The following is a 20,020-nucleotide window of genomic DNA, read 5'->3' as shown; positions in this document are numbered from 1 at the left end:
GACCGCTCCTGCCGTCCCGGCGTCCCTGCCTGCGGATGCGCATGCGGATGCGGATGGCGACCGGGACGGCCCCGGCCCGTCCGCCTCCGCTGCCCCGAACTCCGCACCGGCTGCTGAGCAGCGGGCTGCGGTTCCCACGTCCTCGCAGGACGGTCGGGGCGGGGACACCCCTCCCCGGCCTCCGGCCGCCAGGCGTACGGGGCTTGGCGCACCGATACGGCGAGCCGCGGTGCACCGTCCCGAGGATTCCGCGCCGCGTACCCACGTGCCGGGCGAATCGGGCGCACCGCCGTTCGAGCCGGCGCCCGCGGTGAGGCGTCCGCTGCCGCCCGCGCAGGCGCCGCGCACGGGCGCGCCCGGCAGCGCCCCGCAGCCCGACGTGGCGAAGCCCAACGAGGCGGTTCGAAACCCGTCCAACGCCGGGTCGCCCACGACCAACACCCCCGGCCCCGCGCGGGCGGTCACCACGGCCAGGTCCGGAATCGGTACGCCCGTCCAGCAAGCGGTACCCGCCGCGAAGACGCCGCCCACGCACGCGCCCGGCAGCGCCCCACAGCGCGACGTGGCGAAGCCCAGGGCAACGGACGCACACCCGTCCCCGTCCGGGTCACCCTCGACCGACAGCCCCGCCCCCACACCAGCGGCGGCCACTCCACCACCCTCGACCGGCGCACCCGTCCAGCGAGCCGTACCCACCGCGAGCGTGCCGCGTACGGACACACCCGACAGCTCCCCGCGGCGCGAACCGGCGAAGTCCGGGGGAGCCGACACGAACCCGTCCGACGCCGGGTCACCCGCGACCAGCACCCCCGGCTCCGCGCGGGCGCTGACAACAGCCGCCTCCGGGTTCGGTACCTCCGTTCAGCGAGCGGTGACGGCGCCCGGAATGGCATCGTCCGCTCCTGACGACGGTCCCCGCGCCTCTGCCGTACCCGACGGCACGGCTGCCCGGCCTGCCGTCCAGCCCCACACGCACACCCGGCGCGGTGCCCCGGCGGCCGACCACGGCCCGTCGGGCGACGCGCCGAGGACGGGCTCCTCGGGGGCACCCCGACCGACTCCGCAGGCCGCGCCGCGGCCGGACGCACCAACTCCGACGCCCGTTCCGGAGATTGCGACCACCCAGCCCGTTCCACCGTCTCCGGACGCCTCCGTTCGGACTCCCACGGCCGCAGCCTCGCCGGTCGCCGGTCTCCCCGTTGCCCGGCGCAGTACTGCGACGCCCCCGGTGCAACGCTCCACGACCCCGCCCGCGCCCGTCGTCGACCTCGTCCCCGGGACCGTAACTCCGTCGACCCCGGGCCCTGCGGAGCCACAGCACGGACCCCTCGCCACCGACTCCGCACCGCTCCGCCCGCCCGCGCCCGTCGTGCGCCGGGAATCCGCAGCCATGCCCCCGTCGGTTCCCGGCCGTCCGGAATCACAGGGCGGACCCCTCGCCACCGGCCCCGGAGCGCCCCGCCCGCCCGCGGCCGTGCCTCCGTCGGCCCCCGGCCGTACGGAGGTACGGCGCGGATCTGCCGCCACGGGCCCCGGACCTGCACCCCGACCCCGTGTCTCCACCGGCTCGACACTCGCGGTCCCGGTGCAGCGCAGTGTCGCGGCTCCCCGTGCGGGGCTCGGAGCGCCTCTGGCGGCCCCGGGCACCCCCGTTCCCGGAGCCGCGTCATCGCCGGCCCCGTCGCGCCCGGCACCCGGTTCCATGTCGTCCCCGGCACCCTCCGCTTCACCACGCTCCCCGCTGGGAGCGCCGCTCGGCGGCGCGGCCGCCCCGACGGCACCGGGCGCCGGGCCGGAGCACCCCGGTCCCCGTACCGGCGCTTCCGCGCCTGAGCCCGCACCTGCGCGTACGGCCGATGTTCCTCCCATCCAACGGGCCTTCCCGGCACGGGGTGTTCCACTCCGCCGGCGCCCCGTGCCCGGCGCCGACGCCACGGCGCGCGTTGCGCTGCCCGTGGCTCCGCTGCGCCCGCCGCCCGCGGCCGCGGCTCCGGCGTTGCCCGCGGGCCCGGCGGCCGGGGCACCGTCCGGGGGTTCCGCTCCCGCCGGGCCCACGGTCCAGCGCTTCCCCTCCTTCGGCTCCGGCTCCGGCTCCGGTCGGGCCATCGGTGCGCTCGCCGCCTCCGCGTCTGCCGGAGTGGCCCAGACGCTGGGGCACCTCCGGCCGTCGTCGCAGCCCTCCCCGCCGGCCCCGTCGGCCGAACCGCCGCCACCGTACGAGCCGCCCGGCGGCAGCCCGGCCTCCGGCACGGCGGTCTCCGGCACGGCGGCCTCCGGCACGGCGGCCTCCGGCACGGCGGTCTCCGGCACGGCGGTCTCCGCCGAGGACCCGCCGCCCGAATACACCGCGATTCCCCCCGGCGCGTTCGATCCTCGCGATCTGACCGACTTCCAGCTGGACGAGCTGGTGCACCGGATCATCGGCCGGGTCACCCGCCTCGTCCGTACCGAACTGCGCATGGACCGCGAACGGATCGGCAGACTCCGCGATCCGCGCGCCTGACGGAACCCCGGTCACCGCGCGCCACCACCGCAGAACGACAGAAAGGCCCCCTCCAATGCCTCGCCAGGACCCCGGGTCCACCATCTGGTTCACCCTCACCATCGACGGCGAGAGCCTCGGTTTCTTCAACGGATGCGAAGGCCTGTCGTCGCGGGTGGAGGTCGAGCACCGCCAGGAAGGCGGTAACAACGGCTTCGTGTGGCAGCTGCCCACCCGGGTCACCTTCCCCACCATCCGGCTCACCCGGCCGCTCACCCCGGACACCTCGAAGGTCGCCAAGTGGATCTCGTCGGTCCAGACGGGGATCAAGCGGCCCACCGCCCAGATCGCGGCGCTGCGGGCCGACGGGTCGCTGGTGGCCCGCTGGGGGCTCATCGACGTCCTGCCCGTGAGCTGGCAGGGCCCCGTCCTCGATCCCGCGAGCCCCGCCGTGGCCACCGAGGTCCTGGAGATCGCCCACCACGGGTTCACGGACTGACGGCGCGACGGAGCGGAAGGGAGGCACACCCATGGCCACGAGCAGCAGGGGCGCCGGCAAGAGCCTGGTGCGCGCGACGCTGGCGATCCACGAGCCGCCGGTCGGGACGAGCACGACGCCCGGGGCGCTGATGCGGACGTTCGGCTTCGAGTTCAATCCGGCGCAGTTGTCCCTGAGCCAGCGCGCGCAGTGGAAGGCAACGCCGACGATGGCCGTGCGCGACGGCTCCAAGCCGGAGTTCATGGGAGCCGAGCCGCGCGAGATGACCTTGGAGATCTTCCTGGACTCGTCGACCGCGCCGACCGCCAACACGGTGCTGAAGAAGGTCGAATCGCTGCTGGACTGCTGCGAGGTGACGGCGAAGAGCATCGCCGCCGACCAGCCGTCGCCACCGTGGGTGGTGTTCGAGTGGGGGTCGTTCTCCACGGCCCGCTTCGTCGCGTACGTGAGCTCCGTCGAGGCGTCGTACAGCCTCTTCGGCACCACGGGCGTGCCGATCCGTGCCACCTGTCAGGTGCACCTGGTGGAGATCCCGGGGAAGACCAAGGGCCAGAACCCGACGTCCGGCGCGCTCACCGCGCAGCGCGTGCACCGTGTCGTGGCCGGCGACTCGCTGCAGTCCCTGGCGTGGCGAGAGTACGGCACGGCCACCGTCTGGCGGGCGATCGCCGAGATCAACGGCATCGACGACCCGTCCCGGCTGCCGTCGGGCACCGAACTGGTGCTTCCCGCACCCGAGGAGGTGTCGCGCTGATGGTGCAGCCCGCCTTCTCCAGCATCATGCAGGTGCGGATCGGTTCCGCGAAGCTCCCCGACGACATCGCCCCGCTGCTCGTCGAGGGCTGGGTAGACCAGGGCGTCGGCGTTCCCGCCGCGTTCCGGCTGACCTTCCGCGACCCGTACCGCCTGGTCCTCGGCAGGCTCGGCGTCACCTTCGGCACGAGGGTGGTCCTGACGCCGATCTCCGACGGCCAGGGCGGCGGCAAGCCGCTGCTGACCGGCGAGGTCACCGCGCTGGAGGCCGACTACGACGGCACCGGGAGCTTCACCGTGATCCGCGGCTACGACCTCGGGCACCGGATGATGCGCCGGCGCCGCGTCGCCGCCTACCGCAACCAGAAGGCCTCGGACATCGCCCGCAAGCTCGCCGCCCTGGACGGCGTGCCGATCGGCCGGATCCAGTCGACGAAGGGCGCGTACGGGTTCATCAGCCAGCCCAACGTCACCGACTGGGACTTCCTCTCCCGGCTCGCCGACGAGAACGGCATGGTGATGTCCCTGGATGCCAAGGGGAAGTTCCGCTTCGTCACGCCGACGCCGTCGGCCGGCGCGCCGTCCCCGCGGACCGACGGCGACAAGAGCCCGTTCGTGCTCAAGGCCGGCCACGACATCCTCCGGTTGCGGGCGGCGGTCACCGCCGCGGACCAGGTCGCAACGGTCCAATCGCGCGGCTGGAACGTGACCACCAAGAAGAAGATCGTCGAGACGGCCCCGGCCACGACCGACCCGGGCATCTCCATCGGCCTCACCCCTGGCCAGGCGGCCGGGAAGTTCGCGCCCGCGCAGCTCGTCGAGACCGCCGTCCCGTACGACCGGCAGGACGAGGTCCAGCAGGCCGCCAGGGCCCTGGCCGCCGACGTCACCTCGTCGTTCGCCGAGCTGGAAGTCGCGGTGTACGGCAATCCCGAGCTCAGGCCGGGCGTGCCCGTGGCCCTCGGCGACGTGGGCAAGCCCTTCGAGGGCAAGTACACCGTCACTTCCGTGCGGCACGTCTTCGGCGACGGCAAGCACTACGAGTCGTGGATCACGGTCAGCGGACGGCAGTGGCGCTCCCTCTACGGGCTGGCGGCGGGCGGGGGCGGCGGGGCGGACGCCGCCGGCGCCACCCGGCTGCCCGGCGTCGCGAACGCCATCGTCACCGACGTGCAGGACCCGCTGAAGCAGGGACGGGTCAAGCTCCAGTTCCCGTGGCTGGACGACACATACGTGAGCGACTGGGCCCGCAGCGTGCAGTCCGGCGGGGTGGGCGGCGGCGGCGTGTTCCCGATGGACGTGGGGGACGAGGTGCTGGTCGCCTTCGACCGGGGCGCGCTGGACCACCCGTTCGTGATCGGCGGACTCTACAACGGCCGGGACCTGCCGACCCGGATCGACGATGTGCCCCTGCACGACGGACTGAAGCGGAAGGCCGCCCGGCACACGCTGTCCGACCGGCAGGGCAACCGCGTCGACCTGCTCAGCCAGCGGACCGGCAGGCGCAAGCAGGGCGTGCGCATCGCCAGCGGTGACGACCGGCTGACCATCGACCTCGACCGCACCGAGACGGAGATCACCGTCGACAGCAAGGGGTCGGTGACCATCAAGGGCGGCCGCTCGGTGTCGATCGAAGCCGGGACCGACCTGACGCTCAGTGCCCGGCGCCGGCTCACCATCAAGAGCGGGGGCCTCCTCGACATCCAGGGCCGCGGCATCGTCAACCTGAAGTCGCTCGCGGGCGCCGTCAGCATCGACGCGATGGGCGCGCTCAGCCTCAAGGCCGTGGGCGCCACCATGATCACCTCCGGCGGCACGGTCCAGGTCAACTCCATCGCCAACGTCGGCATCCGCGCCATCAAGGTCGACCTCATGGGTCTCCTCTACGTCAACAACATCAAGTACCCCTTCGGATGACCAGAAGACAGGTGGCCCCTGATGGCCCAACAGTTCGTCGGCTCCGGCTGGGCGTTCCCCCTGCGCATCGGACCCACCGGGGGCATCGCCCTGGTCAGTGGTGAGCGCGAGGTCGAGGAGGCCATCCGGCTCGTGCTGGCCACCGCCCCGGGCGAGCGGCCGATGCGCCCGGAGTTCGGCTGCGCGATCCACGACCTCGTCTTCGCCCCGGTCAACGAGCAGACCGCGGGACGGATCCAGCACGAGGTGTACGTGAGCCTGGACCGCTGGGAACCCCGGATCGAGGTCCACGACGTCGAGGTCTCCACCGGAGCCGACCAGAGCGTCCTGTTCATCGACGTCCGGTACTCCATCCGCGGGACGAACAACCCGCGCAGCCTCGTCTTCCCCTTCTACGTCATCCCCTCCCACGACGAGCCGGGCTCGCCGGGCTCCTCGGAAAGCGACCGCTGATGTCCCTGCCCTCCCCCAACCTCGACGACCGGCGCTTCCAGCAGTTCGTCGACGACGCCAAGCGCTACATCCGCCAGCGCGCCCCGGAGTGGACCGACCACAACGTCTCCGACCCCGGCGTCACGCTCGTCGAGACGGTCGCTCACATGGCGGACCAGATCGTGTACCGGCTCAACCGCGTCCCGGAGAAGAACCACCTCGCCTTCCTCGACCTGGTCGGCATCACCCTCTTCCCGCCCTCCGCGGCGCGCACGGACGTCACCTTCTGGCTGTCCGCGCCCCAGGAGGACGTGGTCCTGGTCCCGGCCGGTACCGAGGTCGCCACGCTGCGCACCGAACGGGAGGAGGCCGTCGTCTTCGCCACCGAGCGCGACCTGGCCGTCGTCCCGTGCGCAATGTCCCACGTGGTGGTGCAGCACCGCGGGCAGCCCGTCGCTGACCGCACCACGGAACTCGCCGAGGGCAAGGACGTACTGTGCTTCGCCGAGGCCCCGAACCCCGGCGACTGCATGCTCATCGGCCTGACCGCGGCCGCTCCGCACTGCGCGCTCGCCCTGGAGCTCGACAGCCGCGTCGACGGCGTCGGTGTCGATCCGCGCCAGCCGCCCCTGCTGTGGGAGGCGTGGACCGAGGACGGCTGGCAGCCGTGCGAGGTGGACCGGGACGGCACCGGCGGTCTCAACCGCCCCGGCGACGTCGTCCTGCACCTGCCCGGCGGCCACGTGCTCTCACGCAACGGCGGGCGGGAGGCCGGCTGGGTCCGCTGCCGTGTCACCGACCCGCTGCCGGGCCAGCCGTTCTACACCGCCTCGCCGAGCATCCGCTCCGTCGATGCGTACACCATCGGCGGCACCACCCGTGCGGTGCACGCCGAGACCGTCCACGACGAGGCCCTCGGCGAAGCCACCGGGCTGCCCGGCCAGCGGCTGCGTCTCACCCACGCCCCGGTCGTCGCCGACGAACCGCCGCTGCTCCTGCAGACCGCCGACGACGACGGCTGGCAGGACTGGCGGGTGGTCCCGCACTTCGCCGCGTCCCGGCCCGGCGACCGCCACGTCACCCTGGACGGCGCCACCGGTGAGATCGCTTTCGGCCCGGCCGTCCGCGAACCGGACGGGACGCTGCGCCAGTACGGGGCGGTCGCCCCCAAGGGCTCCGTGATCCGCGCACACCGCTACCGCAGCGGCGGCGGACGCGGCGGCAACGTGGCGCGCGGCGCCGTCCAGGTGCTGCGCACCTCCATCCCGTACGTGGCCGAGGTCGTCAACCGCGAGGCGGCACAAGGTGGTGTCGACGGCGAGACGGTGGCGGAGGCCAAGCTGCGGGCGCCGATCACGCTCCGCGCCCAGGACCGCGCCGTCACCCTGCGCGACTACGAGGAACTCGCCCGGCGCGCCGCGCCGGAAACCGCGCGCATCACCTGCCTGGAGGGCGAGGAGGGCGAGCACGGCGCCTACGCGGTCCGCGTCCTCGTCGTGCCCCAGGCCGTCCCCGATCCGGGCGGGCGGCTGCGCTTCGAGCAGCTCGTGCCCGGCGACGACCTGCTCCGCCGGATCACCCGGCACCTGGACGAGCGCCGGCTCATCGGCACCCGGCTGGCCGTCGGCCCGCCGTACTACCAGGGCGTCACCGTCGTCGCCACGGTGCACGCGTTCCGCGGCGTAGACACCGACCGGGTGCGCCGCCGGGCCCACGACGCGCTCTACCGCCACCTCGACCCGCTGACCGGCGGCGCGGACGGCCGGGGCTGGCCCTTCGGCCGGCCCGTCCAGACCGGCGAACTGTTCGCGGTCCTGCAGCGGGTGCCCGGAGTGGAACTCGTCGACCAGGTCGTCCTGCACCCCGCCGACCCCCTCACCGGCAGGCGCGGCGACGCGACCGACCGCATCGACCTGGAGCGGCCCTCGCTGGTCTTCTCCTTCGACCATCGCGTCCGGGTGATCGGGGACGACGGATGACGGCCGCTTCCTACCGGGGCTCCGTCGACGGACTGGGCTCCTCGCTCCCGCTGGGCGCGATGCTCCCCGCCGTCTTCGCCGACGACGACCTGGCACAGCGGTTCGTCGGCGGCCTGGACGAGGTCCTCGCGCCCATCCTCAACGTCCTGGACTGCCTGGACAGCTATTTCGACCCGGCGCTGGCCCCGGGCGACTTCGCACGGTGGCTCGGCACCTGGGTGGGCGCCGAGACCGACGGCGGCGAGCCCGATCCCAGGTTGCGGGCCGCCGTCGCGGCCGCCGTCGCGCTGCACCGGGTCCGCGGCACCCGACGTGGCCTCGCGGAGGCGGTACGGCTCGCCTTCGGCGTCGCACCCGAGATCACCGAGAGCGGCGGCGCCGACTGGAACGCCCGCCCGCTCGGCCCCTTCCCCGGCGCCCCGCGCCCCCGACTGCACGTCACCCTCCGGCTGCCCGAACCGACTCCGGCCGACACCCACCGCCTGGACTCCCTCGTCGCCGCCGCCCGCCCCGCCCACATGCCGTACACGGTCGAGGTGACCGCCACCGAAAGGATTCCGAAGACATGACCACGCAGAACTGCCCCGAGTGCGGAACACGCGCGGAACCGGGCCAGTCCTTCTGCGACGCGTGCGGCGCCGTGCTCGGCTGGGACCGGAGCGCCACCCGCGCCGCGCGGCCCGCCGACTCGTCGTCGCACCTGCACGGACCCGCCGCCGACGGCGCGGGGCCGCCGCACGAGGCTGCACGGCCGGCCGGAACCGCGCCCGCCGGCACGCCTGCGGGCCCGGCCGACGCCGCCCGTTCGGGCGGGGCGGCGCCGGGATCCGGAGGTTCGCGGGGGACGGTCGGCCCGGGGACTGCCACGAGTCCGGAAGGCCCGGGAACGGCCGGCGCGCCGGGACGCGCCGAGTCGCCGGGCGCGGAGTCGGCGGGCGCGGAGTCGGCGGGTCCGGCGCGCCGGGACGTCCCGTCGCCGCAGGACGACGCACGGAGCGGGGCCGCGCCGAGCGGGGCCGCGCCGACCGCGTCCGCGCCCGCCGGACACGCGCCCGCCGCACCGGCCGCGCACCCGCTGAGCGACACCATGTCCGACCGGGCCCGCTCCCTCCTGGTGCCCGTGGCGGACACGGACGCGCCGAGCCCCGCTCCGGCCGCCGCCGCGCCGGTCCTGCCCGGCCGACCGGACACCGAGCGGCCCGCCGTACGAGCCCCCGGACAGCAGCCCGGCGTGGACGGCGGCCCGCCGTGCCCGTGGTGCTCGACGCCCAACCGTGCCGACCGCCACTACTGCGTGCGGTGCGCGATGCCTCTGGCCGAAACCGGCGAGGCCACCGCACCCGGACGGGCGCCGTGGTGGCGCCGTCTTTTCGACGGGCGGCACCGCGAGACCCCCTGGGCGGGCGACCGCCCCCGACTGCGCCGTGTCTTCGACCGCATCGGCACCTGGATCGCCCTCGCCGTCGCCGTCACCCTGGCGATCCTCGGCTTCGTGTACCTGCCCGCCGGTATCCAGGCCACCCGGGACCACTTCGCCAAGCGGGCTCCGGTCGCCCCGGACCGGATCGCGGCCTCCCGCTCGTATCCCGGCCACCAGCCGGAGCTCGTCTTCGACAAGCGCAGCAACACCTGGTGGGGGCCCGGTGTCTCGCAGTCCGGCCAAGGCGAGTGGATCGAGGCCACCTTCAGCGAGCCGACCCGGTTGCTGGACCTGATCGTCACCCCGGGCGTCTCCGCGCGGGCCGACAAGACGGGCGAGTCGGCCCTTCCGCATCGCGTCACGGCGACGACCACCGGGAAGGACGGCAAGGTCACCACGCGCCGGCTGACCCTGGACCAGGGGGCGGGCGGCCAGCGGATTCCGTTCCCGGCCGGTGAAGTCACGAAGGTCCGCTTCACCATCGAGTCGTCGCACACGACCTCCGCCGACAAGCAGGTCGCCATCGCGGAGATCGAGTTCTTCGGCCCGTCGAACGCCAACCGCTCCTGACCGCTCACACCGGAGCCCGTGCCGCAGGGCCACGGCGCGGGCGCGTCCACCGACCCGCTCCGGGGGCGATGGCGCGAACCACGAGTGCGGACGGACGTGAAGACGATGCCGGCCGGGTCCACCCGTGTCGGCCTCTCGACGGCACCCCCGGCGCCCCGGCGTACCCGGGTCGCGTGCCGGTGGGGGAACGGACGAGGACCGCGGCCTCGCCCCGGAACGCGGCTCGCGGCTCGCGGCTCGCGGCCCATGCCGATGCTGAGCAATGCCGCCCGCCACGCGGGCGCCACCCGGGTGGGAGAGCCACGCCCGGTCGACTGCCGGGAGGCCGCTCCGGGGATCCGCCGGTCCCCACCACCAGGGTCTCGGTCACTGGTCTGTTCTCCGTACTGCCCCGGCTCGACGGGCGTGGTCAGTGCGCGGATCCGGCGGCGGATCGGGACACTGGCGCCCGTCGGACTTCAGTCTCGTCCTCGCCGCGGCACTGCCAGAAGGGGCCGGTGGTCCCTCCGCGAGGGCCCACCCTCCCCTGCCGGTCGACTTCCGCGAAGAGCACCGTGAGGGTGTCGGCTCAGTCGACGTACCTCTCGGTCTGTCGCACGAAGGAGCGGAGATGACGCAGTACCCGATCGCCGAGCTCGACGCCCACTGGCGCGCCGCCAACTACCTGTCCGCCGGGCAGATCTACCTGATGGACAACCCGCTGCTGACCGAACCGCTGCGGCCCGAACACATCAAGCCACGCCTTCTCGGTCACTGGGGCACCTCGCCCGGCCTCAACCTCGTGTACACCCACCTCAACCGGGTGATCAGGGAACGGGGCCAGGAGGCCCTGTGCGTCTGGGGACCGGGGCACGGAGGTCCCGCCGTACTGGCCAACTCCTGGCTGGAGGGCACGTACACCGAGACGTACCCGGACATCGGCCTGGACGGCGAGGGCATGCGGAAGCTGTTCCGGCAGTTCTCCTTCCCGGGTGGGGTCCCCAGCCATGTGGCGCCCGAGACCCCGGGGTCGATCCACGAGGGCGGCGAACTCGGCTACTCCCTCGCGCACGCCTACGGCGCCGCCTTCGACAACCCCGACCTGCTCGTCACGTGCGTCATCGGCGACGGCGAAGCCGAGACGGGACCCCTCGCGGCCTCCTGGCACTCGAACAAGTTCCTCGACCCGGTGCGCGACGGCTCGGTCCTGCCGATCCTGCATCTCAACGGCTACAAGATCGCCAACCCCACCGTCCTGTCCCGCATCCCCGAGGCGGAGCTGGATTCCCTGCTGCGCGGCTACGGCCACGAGCCGCTCTACGTCACGGGCAGCGATCCCCTCAGCGTGCACCAGGCCATGGCCAGGGCGATGGACCGGGCCATGGACCTGATCTCCGAGATCCGGCGCGAGGCTCGGATCGGCAAGGGTGGCTTCACCCGCCGGCCGTGGCCCGCGATCGTCCTGCGGACCCCCAAGGGCTGGACCGGCCCGGCCACCGTGGACGGCAACCCCGTCGAGGGCACCTGGCGGGCGCACCAGGTGCCGCTCGCCGGCGTACGGGAGAACCCCGAGCACCTGCAGATGCTGGAGCGGTGGCTGCGTTCGTACCGGCCACAGGAGCTCTTCGACGCCGAGGGGCGCCCCAAGGAGCAGCTCCTGGCCTGCGTACCGCCCGGTGACCTGCGCCTCGGCGCGACCGCGCACGCCAACGGCGGGCGGCTGCTGCGTCCGCTCCCGCTGCCGGACCTCGATGCCCACGCGGTCGCGGTGGACAAGCCCGGCGGCTCGCTCCACGAACCCACCCGGGTACTGGGTGCCCTGCTGACGGACGTGATGAGGGAGACCGAGGAGAGGCGGGACTTCCGCGTCGTCGGCCCGGACGAGACCGCTTCCAACCGGCTCGACGACCTCTTCGACGTCACGGGCAAGGCGTGGCAGGAGGAGACCGAGCCCACCGACGTGCATCTGGCGCGCGGCGGGCGGGTGATGGAGATCCTCTCCGAGCACACCTGCCAGGGCTGGCTGGAGGGGTACCTGCTGACCGGCCGGCACGGGCTCTTCTCCACGTACGAGGCCTTCGCGCACATCGTCGACTCGATGGTCGCCCAGCACGTGAAGTGGCTGCGGACGGCGCGCGAGCTTCCGTGGCGGGCGCCGATCGCCTCCCTCAACTACCTGCTGACCTCTCACGTCTGGCGCCAGGACCACAACGGCTTCTCCCACCAGGACCCCGGTTTCGTCGACCACGTGCTGAACAAGAGTCCGGAGGTCGTCCGGGCCTATTTCCCGCCCGACGCGAACACCCTCCTCGCGGTGGCCGACCACGTCCTGCGCAGCCGGGACCAGGTGAACGTGATCGTCGCGGGCAAACAGCCCTGCTTCGACTGGCTGCCGATGGACGAAGCCCGGACCCACTGTGCCCGCGGCGCCGGCATCTGGGACTGGGCGGGGACGGACGACGGCACGCGCGAGCCCGACGTGGTGCTGGCCTGCGCGGGCGACGTTCCGACCCAGGAGATCCTCGCCGCGGCGGCCCTGCTGCGCGAGCACCTGCCGTCGCTGGCGGTCCGGGTCGTCAACGTCGTCGACATCGCACGGCTGATGCCCCGGGAGGAGCACCCGCACGGGATGACGGACATCGAGTACGACTCCTTGTTCACCGCCGACACACCCGTGATCTTCGCCTACCACGGCTACCCGTGGCTGATCCACCGGCTCGCCTACCGCCGGAACGGCCACCCGCACCTGCACGTCCGCGGCTACAAGGAGTCGGGCACCACCACCACGCCCTTCGACATGGTGGTGCGCAACGACCTCGACCGCTACCGCCTGGTCATGGACGTGATCGACCGCGTCCCCGGCCTGGCCGGAAGCGCCGCGGCCCTGCGGCAGACCATGGCCGACCAGCGGATCCGCCACCACGACTGGATCCGCGCCCATGGCAGCGACCTCCCGGAGATCGTGAACTGGTCCTGGCCCTACTGACCGCGTCGCGGGCCCCGGGCCGGCCGCTCTACCGGCCGGCCCAGCCCGGGCGGTGTCTGCGCAGTGCTGTCAGCCGCCGTTCGTACTCCTCGTCATCGATCTCTCCGAGAGCGAACCGTTCGGCGAGGAGCTGCTCGGCAGAGGGCGCCGGGGGATCCGGGCGGCCCACGGCGCCGCGCCCGGCGCCCTGCAGGACGAGGAACACGATCGCGATGATCAGCAGTATCAGGAGTACCGAGCCGAAGGACATGGCGAACCAGCCCCATCCACCCATTCCGTGTCCGTTCCAGTACATGGCTTCACCCGCTTCCCGTGCGGGCACCCGTCACGGAAGTCAAGCCGTGGGATCCCGCTGGAACCAGCGTCCGTTCCCGCGGCACGTCCGGGCAGGGGCCGGACGGGGCGGCGTTCTGGTCCGGTCGGCCCTCCGCCCCGCAGATCGCCCGACATGCTGAGAAGAGAGATGGACGCCGACCCGGCCCTCGGGTCTGCCGTCGGCAACGGGGTCCGAAGCCGGTCTCCTTCCCGAGGAGGAGTTCCGGCGGGACGACGTCCGGATGGCACTCGAGGGTGCGGTCGGCGCCGACGCCTGATCGGTGCCGCCCCCTCTGGTCACTCGCTCTCCGCCGTGCGCTTCCCGGTGATCACGCCTTCCTCCTGAAGGCACTCCGCAGGCATCGTGCCGCCACGAATCCGATGACGGCAGACGCCATCGCGAGGGCGATTCCGGACCATCCGAGTGGCTCGGTCTCCAGGATCGACTGGAGGAGCGGGGTGTACAGGGCTGCCGCCGCCAGCAGGGCGGCGGCGATGACGGACGCGGGCAGGAAGAGGTTCTGCCTGGTGAACACCCTGGCCCGCAGCCCCAGGGCGATGCCGAGCTGCGCACCGAGCAGGGCGAGGAAGAGCACGCTCTGCCACGGGAGCCCCCAGATCCGCGCGGCGGCTCCGGCGCCCAGGGACGTCGCGGTCACGATCACCGCGAGGAGGAGGAGCCGCTGCCAGGCCCCGGCGCCCAGGATGTGCTGTCCCGGCGGGCGGGGCGGGCGGTGCATGGCTTCGGGGGCGGCCGGCTCGGCGCCCATCGCCACGCCGGTGAGGCCGTGGGTCAGCAGGTTGATCCAGAGGATCTGTCCCGCCCGCAGGGGCAGGGGCAGGCCGACCAGCGGGCCGATCAGCATGACGAGGATCTCCGCCGTGCCTCCGGCCAGCCCGTAGACGAGGAACCGCCGGATGTTGTCGTAGACCCGCCGGCCCTCCTCGACCGCGGAGACCACCGTCGACAGCTCGTCGTCGGTGAGGACCAGGTCCGCCGCCTGCCGTGCCACCTCCGTGCCCCGCGCGCCCATGGCGACCCCGATGTCGGCCTGCCGGAGTGCGGGCCCGTCGTTGACGCCGTCACCGGTCATCGCGGTGACGGCGCCCCGGGCTCGCCAGGCGGCGACGATGTCCAGTTTCTGCTCGGGGTCGGTGCGGGCGAAGACCCGGACGGCCGTGAGGTCCTCCACCCGGCCCGCTGACAGGTCCGGGCCGCTGACCACCTCGGTCGTGTCGTCCTTCCCCACGAGGCCGACCCGGGCGGCGATCGCGTGCGCCGTCGCGGGATGGTCCCCGGTGATGAGGACCGGGGTGATTCCCGCTTCGCGGCAGGCTGCCAGGGTGGAGGCGGCTCTCGCCTTCGGAGGGTCACTCATGGCGACGAGGCCCAGCAGCCGCAGGCCGGTCTCCGCCACGGCCGTGCTCTCCGGCTCCTGGCTGCGCTCGGTCGCCGCCACGGCGAGCACCCGGTAGCCACGGCCCGCCAGCAGGGCCGCCTGTTGACGGGCGCCGAGGAGCAGATCGGTACGGTCGGCGAGGACCGCGGAGTCGAGAACGGCTTCCGGCGCGCCCTTGAGACATGTCAGGGCGGTTCCGGCCGGCGTCCGGTGGACGGTGGCCATGCGTTTGCGCAGGCTGTCGAACGGGGCTTCCTGCGTCCGGGGATGAGTCCGACGCAGGTCCGCCGGGTCCGCGCACCCCGCTTTGGCGGCCGCGGCCAGAAGGGCTGCTTCCATGGGATCGCCGACGGCCCTCCACCGGTCGGCATCCGTGCCCGGCGAGGAAGGCGGACTCAGGCTCGCGTCATTGCACAGGGCCGCTGCGGTGAGCAGCTCCCGTATCGGCACGAGTTCGTCCGCTGTAGGGGGATGGCCGTCGATCCGTACGTCGCCGTGCGGCTCGTAGCCCACTCCGAAGAAGTCCGCTTCGGTGCTGGGTGTCCAGACGTGCTGGACGACCATGCGGCCCTCGGTGAGGGTGCCGGTCTTGTCGGTGGCCAGCACACTGACCGAACCGAGCGTCTCCACCGCCGGCAGCCGGCGGACGAGGGCGTGCCGGGCCGCCATGCGGCGGGCGCCCAGGGCCAGAGCGAGGGTCACGACAGCGGGCAGGGACTCGGGGACAGCGGCCACGGCGAGGCTGATGGCCGTCACGGCCATGGTGGACAGCGGCAGCCCGCGGAGGAGGCCGAGGGCGAAGAACAGCACGCAGAGCGCCAGGATGACCGCGGCGAGGATACGGCCGAGCGAGGCGAGGCGGCGTTGCAGCGGTGTCGCCTGCCGGTCCCCTTCCAGCAGGGCGGCGATCCGGCCCAGCGCGCTGGCTGTGCCGGTGGCCGTGACGGTCGCCACGCCCCTCCCCCGCACCACGACCGTTCCCGCGCTCAGGCGCGAATCGGGCGCCTTGTCCACCGGAACGGACTCGCCGGTCAGCATCGATTCGTCGACCAGCAGGGCGGCCGCCTGCGTGAGCTGTGCGTCCGCCGCCACGATGTCGCCCTCGGCGAGGAGCAGAACGTCCCCCCGAACGACGAGCGTCGAAGGCAGATCCCGCGCCGCACCGTCGCGCAGCACCCGGGCGCCGGGTGCCGACATCGCCGAGAGGGCGGCCACCGCGTGGTCGGCCCGGACCTCCTGGGCGACGCCGACGGTCGTGTTGAACACGATCACGAGGCCGATGACCACGGCGTCCGGGTAGTCCCCGATGGCTACGGTCAGCAGGCCCGCGCCCAGGAGCACCATGATCAGGGGATCCCGGAGCTGGGCCAGCACCCGGGCGTACACGGGCACGGGCTCGGCCGGAGCCACCTCGTTGCGGCCCTGCTGGGCGAGCCGACGGTCGGCCTCGGCCGCGGTCAGCCCTGGCGGGGCCGAGATCGCTGTTCGCTCCGCTTGAACCGGAGGACCGGACACGACCGCCGTCACAGGGTGGGGACGGTGATGACCGGGCAATGGGCCCGGTGCAGGAGCCCGTGGACGACGGAGCCGAGGTGCATGCCGCTGTAACCGCCGCGGCCACGGCGGCCCACGACCACGGCAAGGGCGTGCTCGGCGGCCTTCGCCAGTTCTTCCACGGGATGCCCGATGGGAATCTCGTGCCGGATGGCGACATCCGGGTACTTCGACTGCCAGCCGGCGGTGGTTTCGGCCAGCAGCCGTCGCTGCGCCTGGAGGGCGACCTCCTCGTCGTGCAGCAGGAATACCGGCGGCTGGAAGACCGAGATGGCGCGCAGCTCGGCGCCCCGGAGGTCTGCTTCCTCGTAGGCGAAGGCGAGCGCCGCCTTCGACGATTCGCTGCCATCGACCCCCACGACCACGTAGGGCGGCTGTTGGCTGACGTGCTCGGCGTCGCCGACCACCACCACCGGACAGTCGGCCTGGGCCGCCACGGGGACGACCAGGGAGCCGGCGCTGAAGAACTCGGCCGTCCGGCTCAGGTGGCGTGAACCGAGCACGACCATGCGTGCTTCTCGCGACAGCATGCCGATCACAGCTGCCGGCGTTCCTCCCAGCAGGTCGCCGGAAGCTCCGAGCTCGGGATGGCGCTCCCGCGCCCAGTTCAGGGCTTCTTCCAATGTCTCTGCGCCGGCCTGGCTCAGGGCGATCCGGTGGGGTGTGTCATCGACGTGCTGGGTGTCGTGCTGCGGGGGCACTGCGACGACCAGGTGCAGGGTCAGCCTGCGCCGCTGGGCCTCGTCGGCGGCCCAGGCGAGGGCCAGACGCCAGTCCCTGGCCGGGTCGATGCCGACAACCACGTCCCGTCCTGTGCCGGTCCTCCCGTTCACGACTCGCTCCGGAGCTCTTGACCGTGCCGGGGAACCAGAAGCACGGGGCAGTGTGCGTGGTGGACCAGGGTGTGGGTGACCCGCCCGAGCGTGGGGCCGATGTATCCGGGCGAGCGGCGGCCGCCCATGACGAGCAGGTCCGCATGGTGTGACGCCTCGACGAGGACGCCTGCCACGGACACGCTCTTCTCCGCGTCCGCCTGGACGGTGAGGTCGGGGTGGTCGTCGCGGATCTGCTCCGTGACGGCTTTCAGTTTCTCGACGTGCTTGTCGGCGATGTCCTCGATGCTGTCGAGCATCGTCACGACGCCCCCGACGGACTGCAGCATGTTCCAGACGTGCAGCAGCCGCAGCGACGCCTTGCGCAGCTCCGCCTCACGTGCGGCGTACTGCGCGCATCCGAGGTCGTGCTCGTCCCTCACGCCGACAACGACGACCCCTGCCTCGCCGGCTTGCCCGGCTCCCCGGACCACGATCATCGGAGTTCGGGCACCCGCCGCGGTCTTGAGGCCTACCGAGCCGAGCATGAGGGAGCCGAAGCCGCCCCGGCCCCGGTTGCCCACCACGATGGTGCCGTGCAGGGCGGCGGCTCTGTGCAAAGCCGTCACCGGATCGCTCCGGCTGAATTCCGTGGTGACGTGCGCGCTCGGAAACTCGGCTCTGACCGCCTCCGCCGTTTCGTCGAGCAACACGCGACCGGCGTGCCGGACCTGTTCGACGGACTCGGCCGACATGTAGATGATTCGCGCGTCGGTGTCGGCCCCGTACACGATGTGCAGCGGACGGTCACGGCGTACGGCCTCGGCAGCGGCCCACATCGCTGCCGTGCGCGCGGAGTCGGAGCCGTCGACCCCCACGACGACCGAGCTGTTGTCCGGGTTCCGGATGGTCCCTTCCATGGTTTCTCCTCGCCGAGCCGGTAAGGGCAGATACCACGCTGTCACCCCGGCTGCCCTCACATGGAGGGCCGGTCAGGGCCACGTTCGGGGCCGAAAGTCCCCATCGGGCCCTCCCGACGCCGATGGTCGCCCGAAGCCGACCCGAACGGTCCCCGCGGAGGTCCGTTCGGCCCTCCTCGCCGTCGCCGGATGCAGCGGAAGCTTGACCCTGAATCCCCGGGCGGCGGCACTGCCCCGGGCGGCGCGAGAGGGCGGGAGGTACCTCCATGAAGCACATCAAGGTGGGAGACCTGATGACGGACGAGGTTGTCGCCGTGGTGTCGGCCACCTCCTTCAAGGATGTCGCGAAACTGCTCGCACAGCACGACGTCAGCGGACTGCCCGTGGTCGACGACGAGGACCGGGTGGTCGGCGTCGTCTCCGAAAGTGATCTCCTGATCAGACAGGGAACCCCTGTCGCCCCGCACTCCGAGGCCTCCTCCATCGCCGAAGTCACGGCGGGCGAGGTGATGTCCACCCCGGCGGTGACCGTCCACGCGGAAGAGACCGCGGCCGACGCCGCACGCCTCATGACACGCCGGAACGTGGAACGCCTTCCCGTCGTGGACGAGGAGGACCGGCTCGTCGGGATAGTCACTCGGCGTGACCTGCTTCGGCTCTTCCTGCGTCCCGACGCCGAAATCCGGCGCCGGGTGATCGATGAGGTCCTCCGCGACGTCTTCGACGTGCGCGCCGACTCGGTCGAGGTGCACGTCCTGGACGGGGTCGTCACGCTGTCCGGCGCGGTGGACAGGCAGAGCCAGGTTCCGGTCCTGGTCCGTCTGGTCGAACGCCTGGACGGAGTGGTGGCGGTCGCGTCCAGCGTCACCGGCCGCATCGACGATTCGTTGCTCGCCCCGCCGACCCGAACGACCCAGACCATGCCGTGGTGACGGGCGAGGCCTGGGCGGGGACACACGGTCTGTCCCGTCCCCGGATCCGGGTGACTCTGGAGGTACAGCACACGCAACCGTGTGACACGGAGAGGGCATGCCATGGGACACCACGTGATCGTCGGCGTCGACGGTTCGCCCGAAGGCCGGGCAGCAGCGCGCTGGGGCGGCCAGGAGGCCGCTCTACGGAACGTTCCGCTTCGCTTGGTCCACGCCGTCGACTGGCCTGTGGCCCCTGCGATCCCCCGGACGGGCCGCGAGAAGGCCGACCGGTGGGCAGACGAGGCACTCGCCGAAGCAGCACAGGAGCAGCGGAGCCGCCATCCGCGTACGGAGATCACCACTCGATGCCTTTCCGGCCGGCCGGCCGCTGTTCTCGCGGCCGACGCCCTGGATGCCGGGTTGCTCGTCCTCGGCTCCAGGGGGATCGGCGGCCTGGCCGGATTCCTCATCGGCTCGGTCGGCCTGTCGACCGTGATCGCCACGGAGACACCCGTGGTTCTGGTGCGGGCGGACGGGCCGGACCGGCCGGTCCCCGACGCGCGGGGCGGGATCGTCGTGGGTGTCGACATCCACGAGGCCGCGGACCACGTCCTGTCCTTCGCCTTCGAAGAGGCCTCGATCCGAGGCTGCCCCCTGCGCGCCGTCCACGGGTGGAAGCTCCCGGCCGCCTACGAGTACGCCCCCTTCTTCGACCCGGAGAACGAGCGGGAGATCGGTGCGAGTGTCACGCGGATGCTCGATGACATGCTGCTGCCGTGGCGGCACAAGTTCCCCTCGGTGGACGTCACCACGCGCGCGTACATGGGGTCAGCCGGTCGCGAACTCGTCCGGGAGGCGGCCGGCGCGGACCTCGTGGTGGTGGGGCGGCGGACACGCCGTTCGCCGCTGGGCGCGCATCTGGGCTCGGTGGCACACGCCGTTCTGCATCACTGTCCCGCGCCGGCCGCCGTCATCGCCCACGCCTGATGTCCGGTCCCGGACAAGGAGCAACGGCGCTGTCGGCGTGGAGCAGACACTCGGCTGCACGACGGATGACCTGGTCCCTACTCCCTGTCGGCCCGCAGATT

General features: G+C 72.9%; 15 protein-coding genes. 11 read left to right on the top strand and 4 right to left on the bottom strand.

The features are described 5' to 3' along the window. The first annotated feature begins 1,915 nt into the window (after positions 1–1,915). From ACXNSR_RS34630 to ACXNSR_RS34590, 9 genes are all read left to right on the top strand, one after another. A complete protein-coding gene (locus ACXNSR_RS34630; RefSeq protein WP_458639278.1) occupies positions 1,916–2,503 on the top strand; it encodes an extensin in 588 nt (195 codons plus the stop codon). 55 nt (positions 2,504–2,558) lie between these two features. Continuing rightward, complete coding sequence (locus tag ACXNSR_RS34625) at positions 2,559–2,981, top strand: phage tail protein (protein ID WP_458639277.1); 423 nt, start codon at positions 2,559–2,561, stop codon at positions 2,979–2,981. 31 nt (positions 2,982–3,012) lie between these two features. Next, positions 3,013–3,735, top strand: coding sequence for a CIS tube protein (locus tag ACXNSR_RS34620; RefSeq protein WP_458639276.1), 723 nt, complete (start codon positions 3,013–3,015; stop codon positions 3,733–3,735). Then, entirely contained in the window at positions 3,735–5,651 is a 1,917-nt protein-coding gene (locus ACXNSR_RS34615) for a VgrG-related protein (protein WP_458639275.1), read from the top strand. The genes ACXNSR_RS34620 and ACXNSR_RS34615 overlap by 1 nt, the downstream gene beginning before the upstream one ends. Positions 5,652–5,672: 21 nt before the next feature. Next, positions 5,673–6,104 carry a GPW/gp25 family protein gene (locus ACXNSR_RS34610; RefSeq protein WP_458639274.1) on the top strand — a complete coding sequence of 144 codons (432 nt, stop codon included), beginning with the start codon at positions 5,673–5,675 and terminating at the stop codon, positions 6,102–6,104. After that, the gene (locus ACXNSR_RS34605) at positions 6,104–8,062 is read left to right on the top strand and encodes a putative baseplate assembly protein (protein WP_458639273.1); all 1,959 of its coding nucleotides are present in this window, start codon (positions 6,104–6,106) and stop codon (positions 8,060–8,062) included. Before ACXNSR_RS34610 ends, ACXNSR_RS34605 begins: the two co-directional genes overlap by 1 nt. Continuing rightward, entirely contained in the window at positions 8,059–8,631 is a 573-nt protein-coding gene (locus ACXNSR_RS34600) for a phage tail protein (protein ID WP_458639272.1), read from the top strand. Before ACXNSR_RS34605 ends, ACXNSR_RS34600 begins: the two co-directional genes overlap by 4 nt. Further along, positions 8,628–10,052, top strand: coding sequence for a zinc ribbon domain-containing protein (locus tag ACXNSR_RS34595; protein WP_458639271.1), 1,425 nt, complete (start codon positions 8,628–8,630; stop codon positions 10,050–10,052). Before ACXNSR_RS34600 ends, ACXNSR_RS34595 begins: the two co-directional genes overlap by 4 nt. A gap of 610 nt (positions 10,053–10,662) precedes the next feature. Further along, positions 10,663–13,017 (top strand): phosphoketolase family protein, encoded by a 2,355-nt coding sequence (locus ACXNSR_RS34590; RefSeq protein WP_458639270.1) that lies wholly within the window; start codon positions 10,663–10,665, stop codon positions 13,015–13,017. 28 nt (positions 13,018–13,045) lie between these two features. Here the strand turns inward: ACXNSR_RS34590 and ACXNSR_RS34585 are convergent, their stop codons facing one another. The 4 genes from ACXNSR_RS34585 to ACXNSR_RS34570 form a co-directional block, all read right to left on the bottom strand. Further along, a complete protein-coding gene (locus ACXNSR_RS34585) occupies positions 13,046–13,312 on the bottom strand; it encodes an SHOCT domain-containing protein (RefSeq protein WP_458639269.1) in 267 nt (88 codons plus the stop codon). Positions 13,313–13,661: 349 nt separating this feature from the next. After that, positions 13,662–16,247 carry a cation-translocating P-type ATPase gene (locus tag ACXNSR_RS34580; RefSeq protein ID WP_458639268.1) on the bottom strand — a complete coding sequence of 862 codons (2,586 nt, stop codon included), beginning with the start codon at positions 16,245–16,247 and terminating at the stop codon, positions 13,662–13,664. Positions 16,248–16,255: 8 nt separating this feature from the next. Continuing rightward, a complete protein-coding gene (locus tag ACXNSR_RS34575) occupies positions 16,256–17,089 on the bottom strand; it encodes a universal stress protein (RefSeq protein WP_458639267.1) in 834 nt (277 codons plus the stop codon). Between the two features lie 26 nt (positions 17,090–17,115). Beyond that, complete coding sequence (locus tag ACXNSR_RS34570; RefSeq protein WP_458639266.1) at positions 17,116–18,018, bottom strand: universal stress protein; 903 nt, start codon at positions 18,016–18,018, stop codon at positions 17,116–17,118. Positions 18,019–18,284: 266 nt separating this feature from the next. Between ACXNSR_RS34570 and ACXNSR_RS34565 the strand changes: the two genes are divergently transcribed. Further along, complete coding sequence (locus ACXNSR_RS34565; protein WP_458639265.1) at positions 18,285–18,950, top strand: CBS domain-containing protein; 666 nt, start codon at positions 18,285–18,287, stop codon at positions 18,948–18,950. A 102-nt stretch (positions 18,951–19,052) separates the two neighbouring features. Next, on the top strand, positions 19,053–19,919 hold the full coding sequence (locus ACXNSR_RS34560; RefSeq protein WP_458639264.1) for a universal stress protein: 867 nt from the start codon (positions 19,053–19,055) through the stop codon (positions 19,917–19,919). Positions 19,920–20,020 lie beyond the last annotated feature (101 nt).

The sequence above is a fragment of the Streptomyces sp. NC-S4 genome (assembly GCF_054353315.1).
Note: the sequence above shows the minus strand (reverse complement) of the source record. Positions and strands in the feature narration are given on the sequence as shown.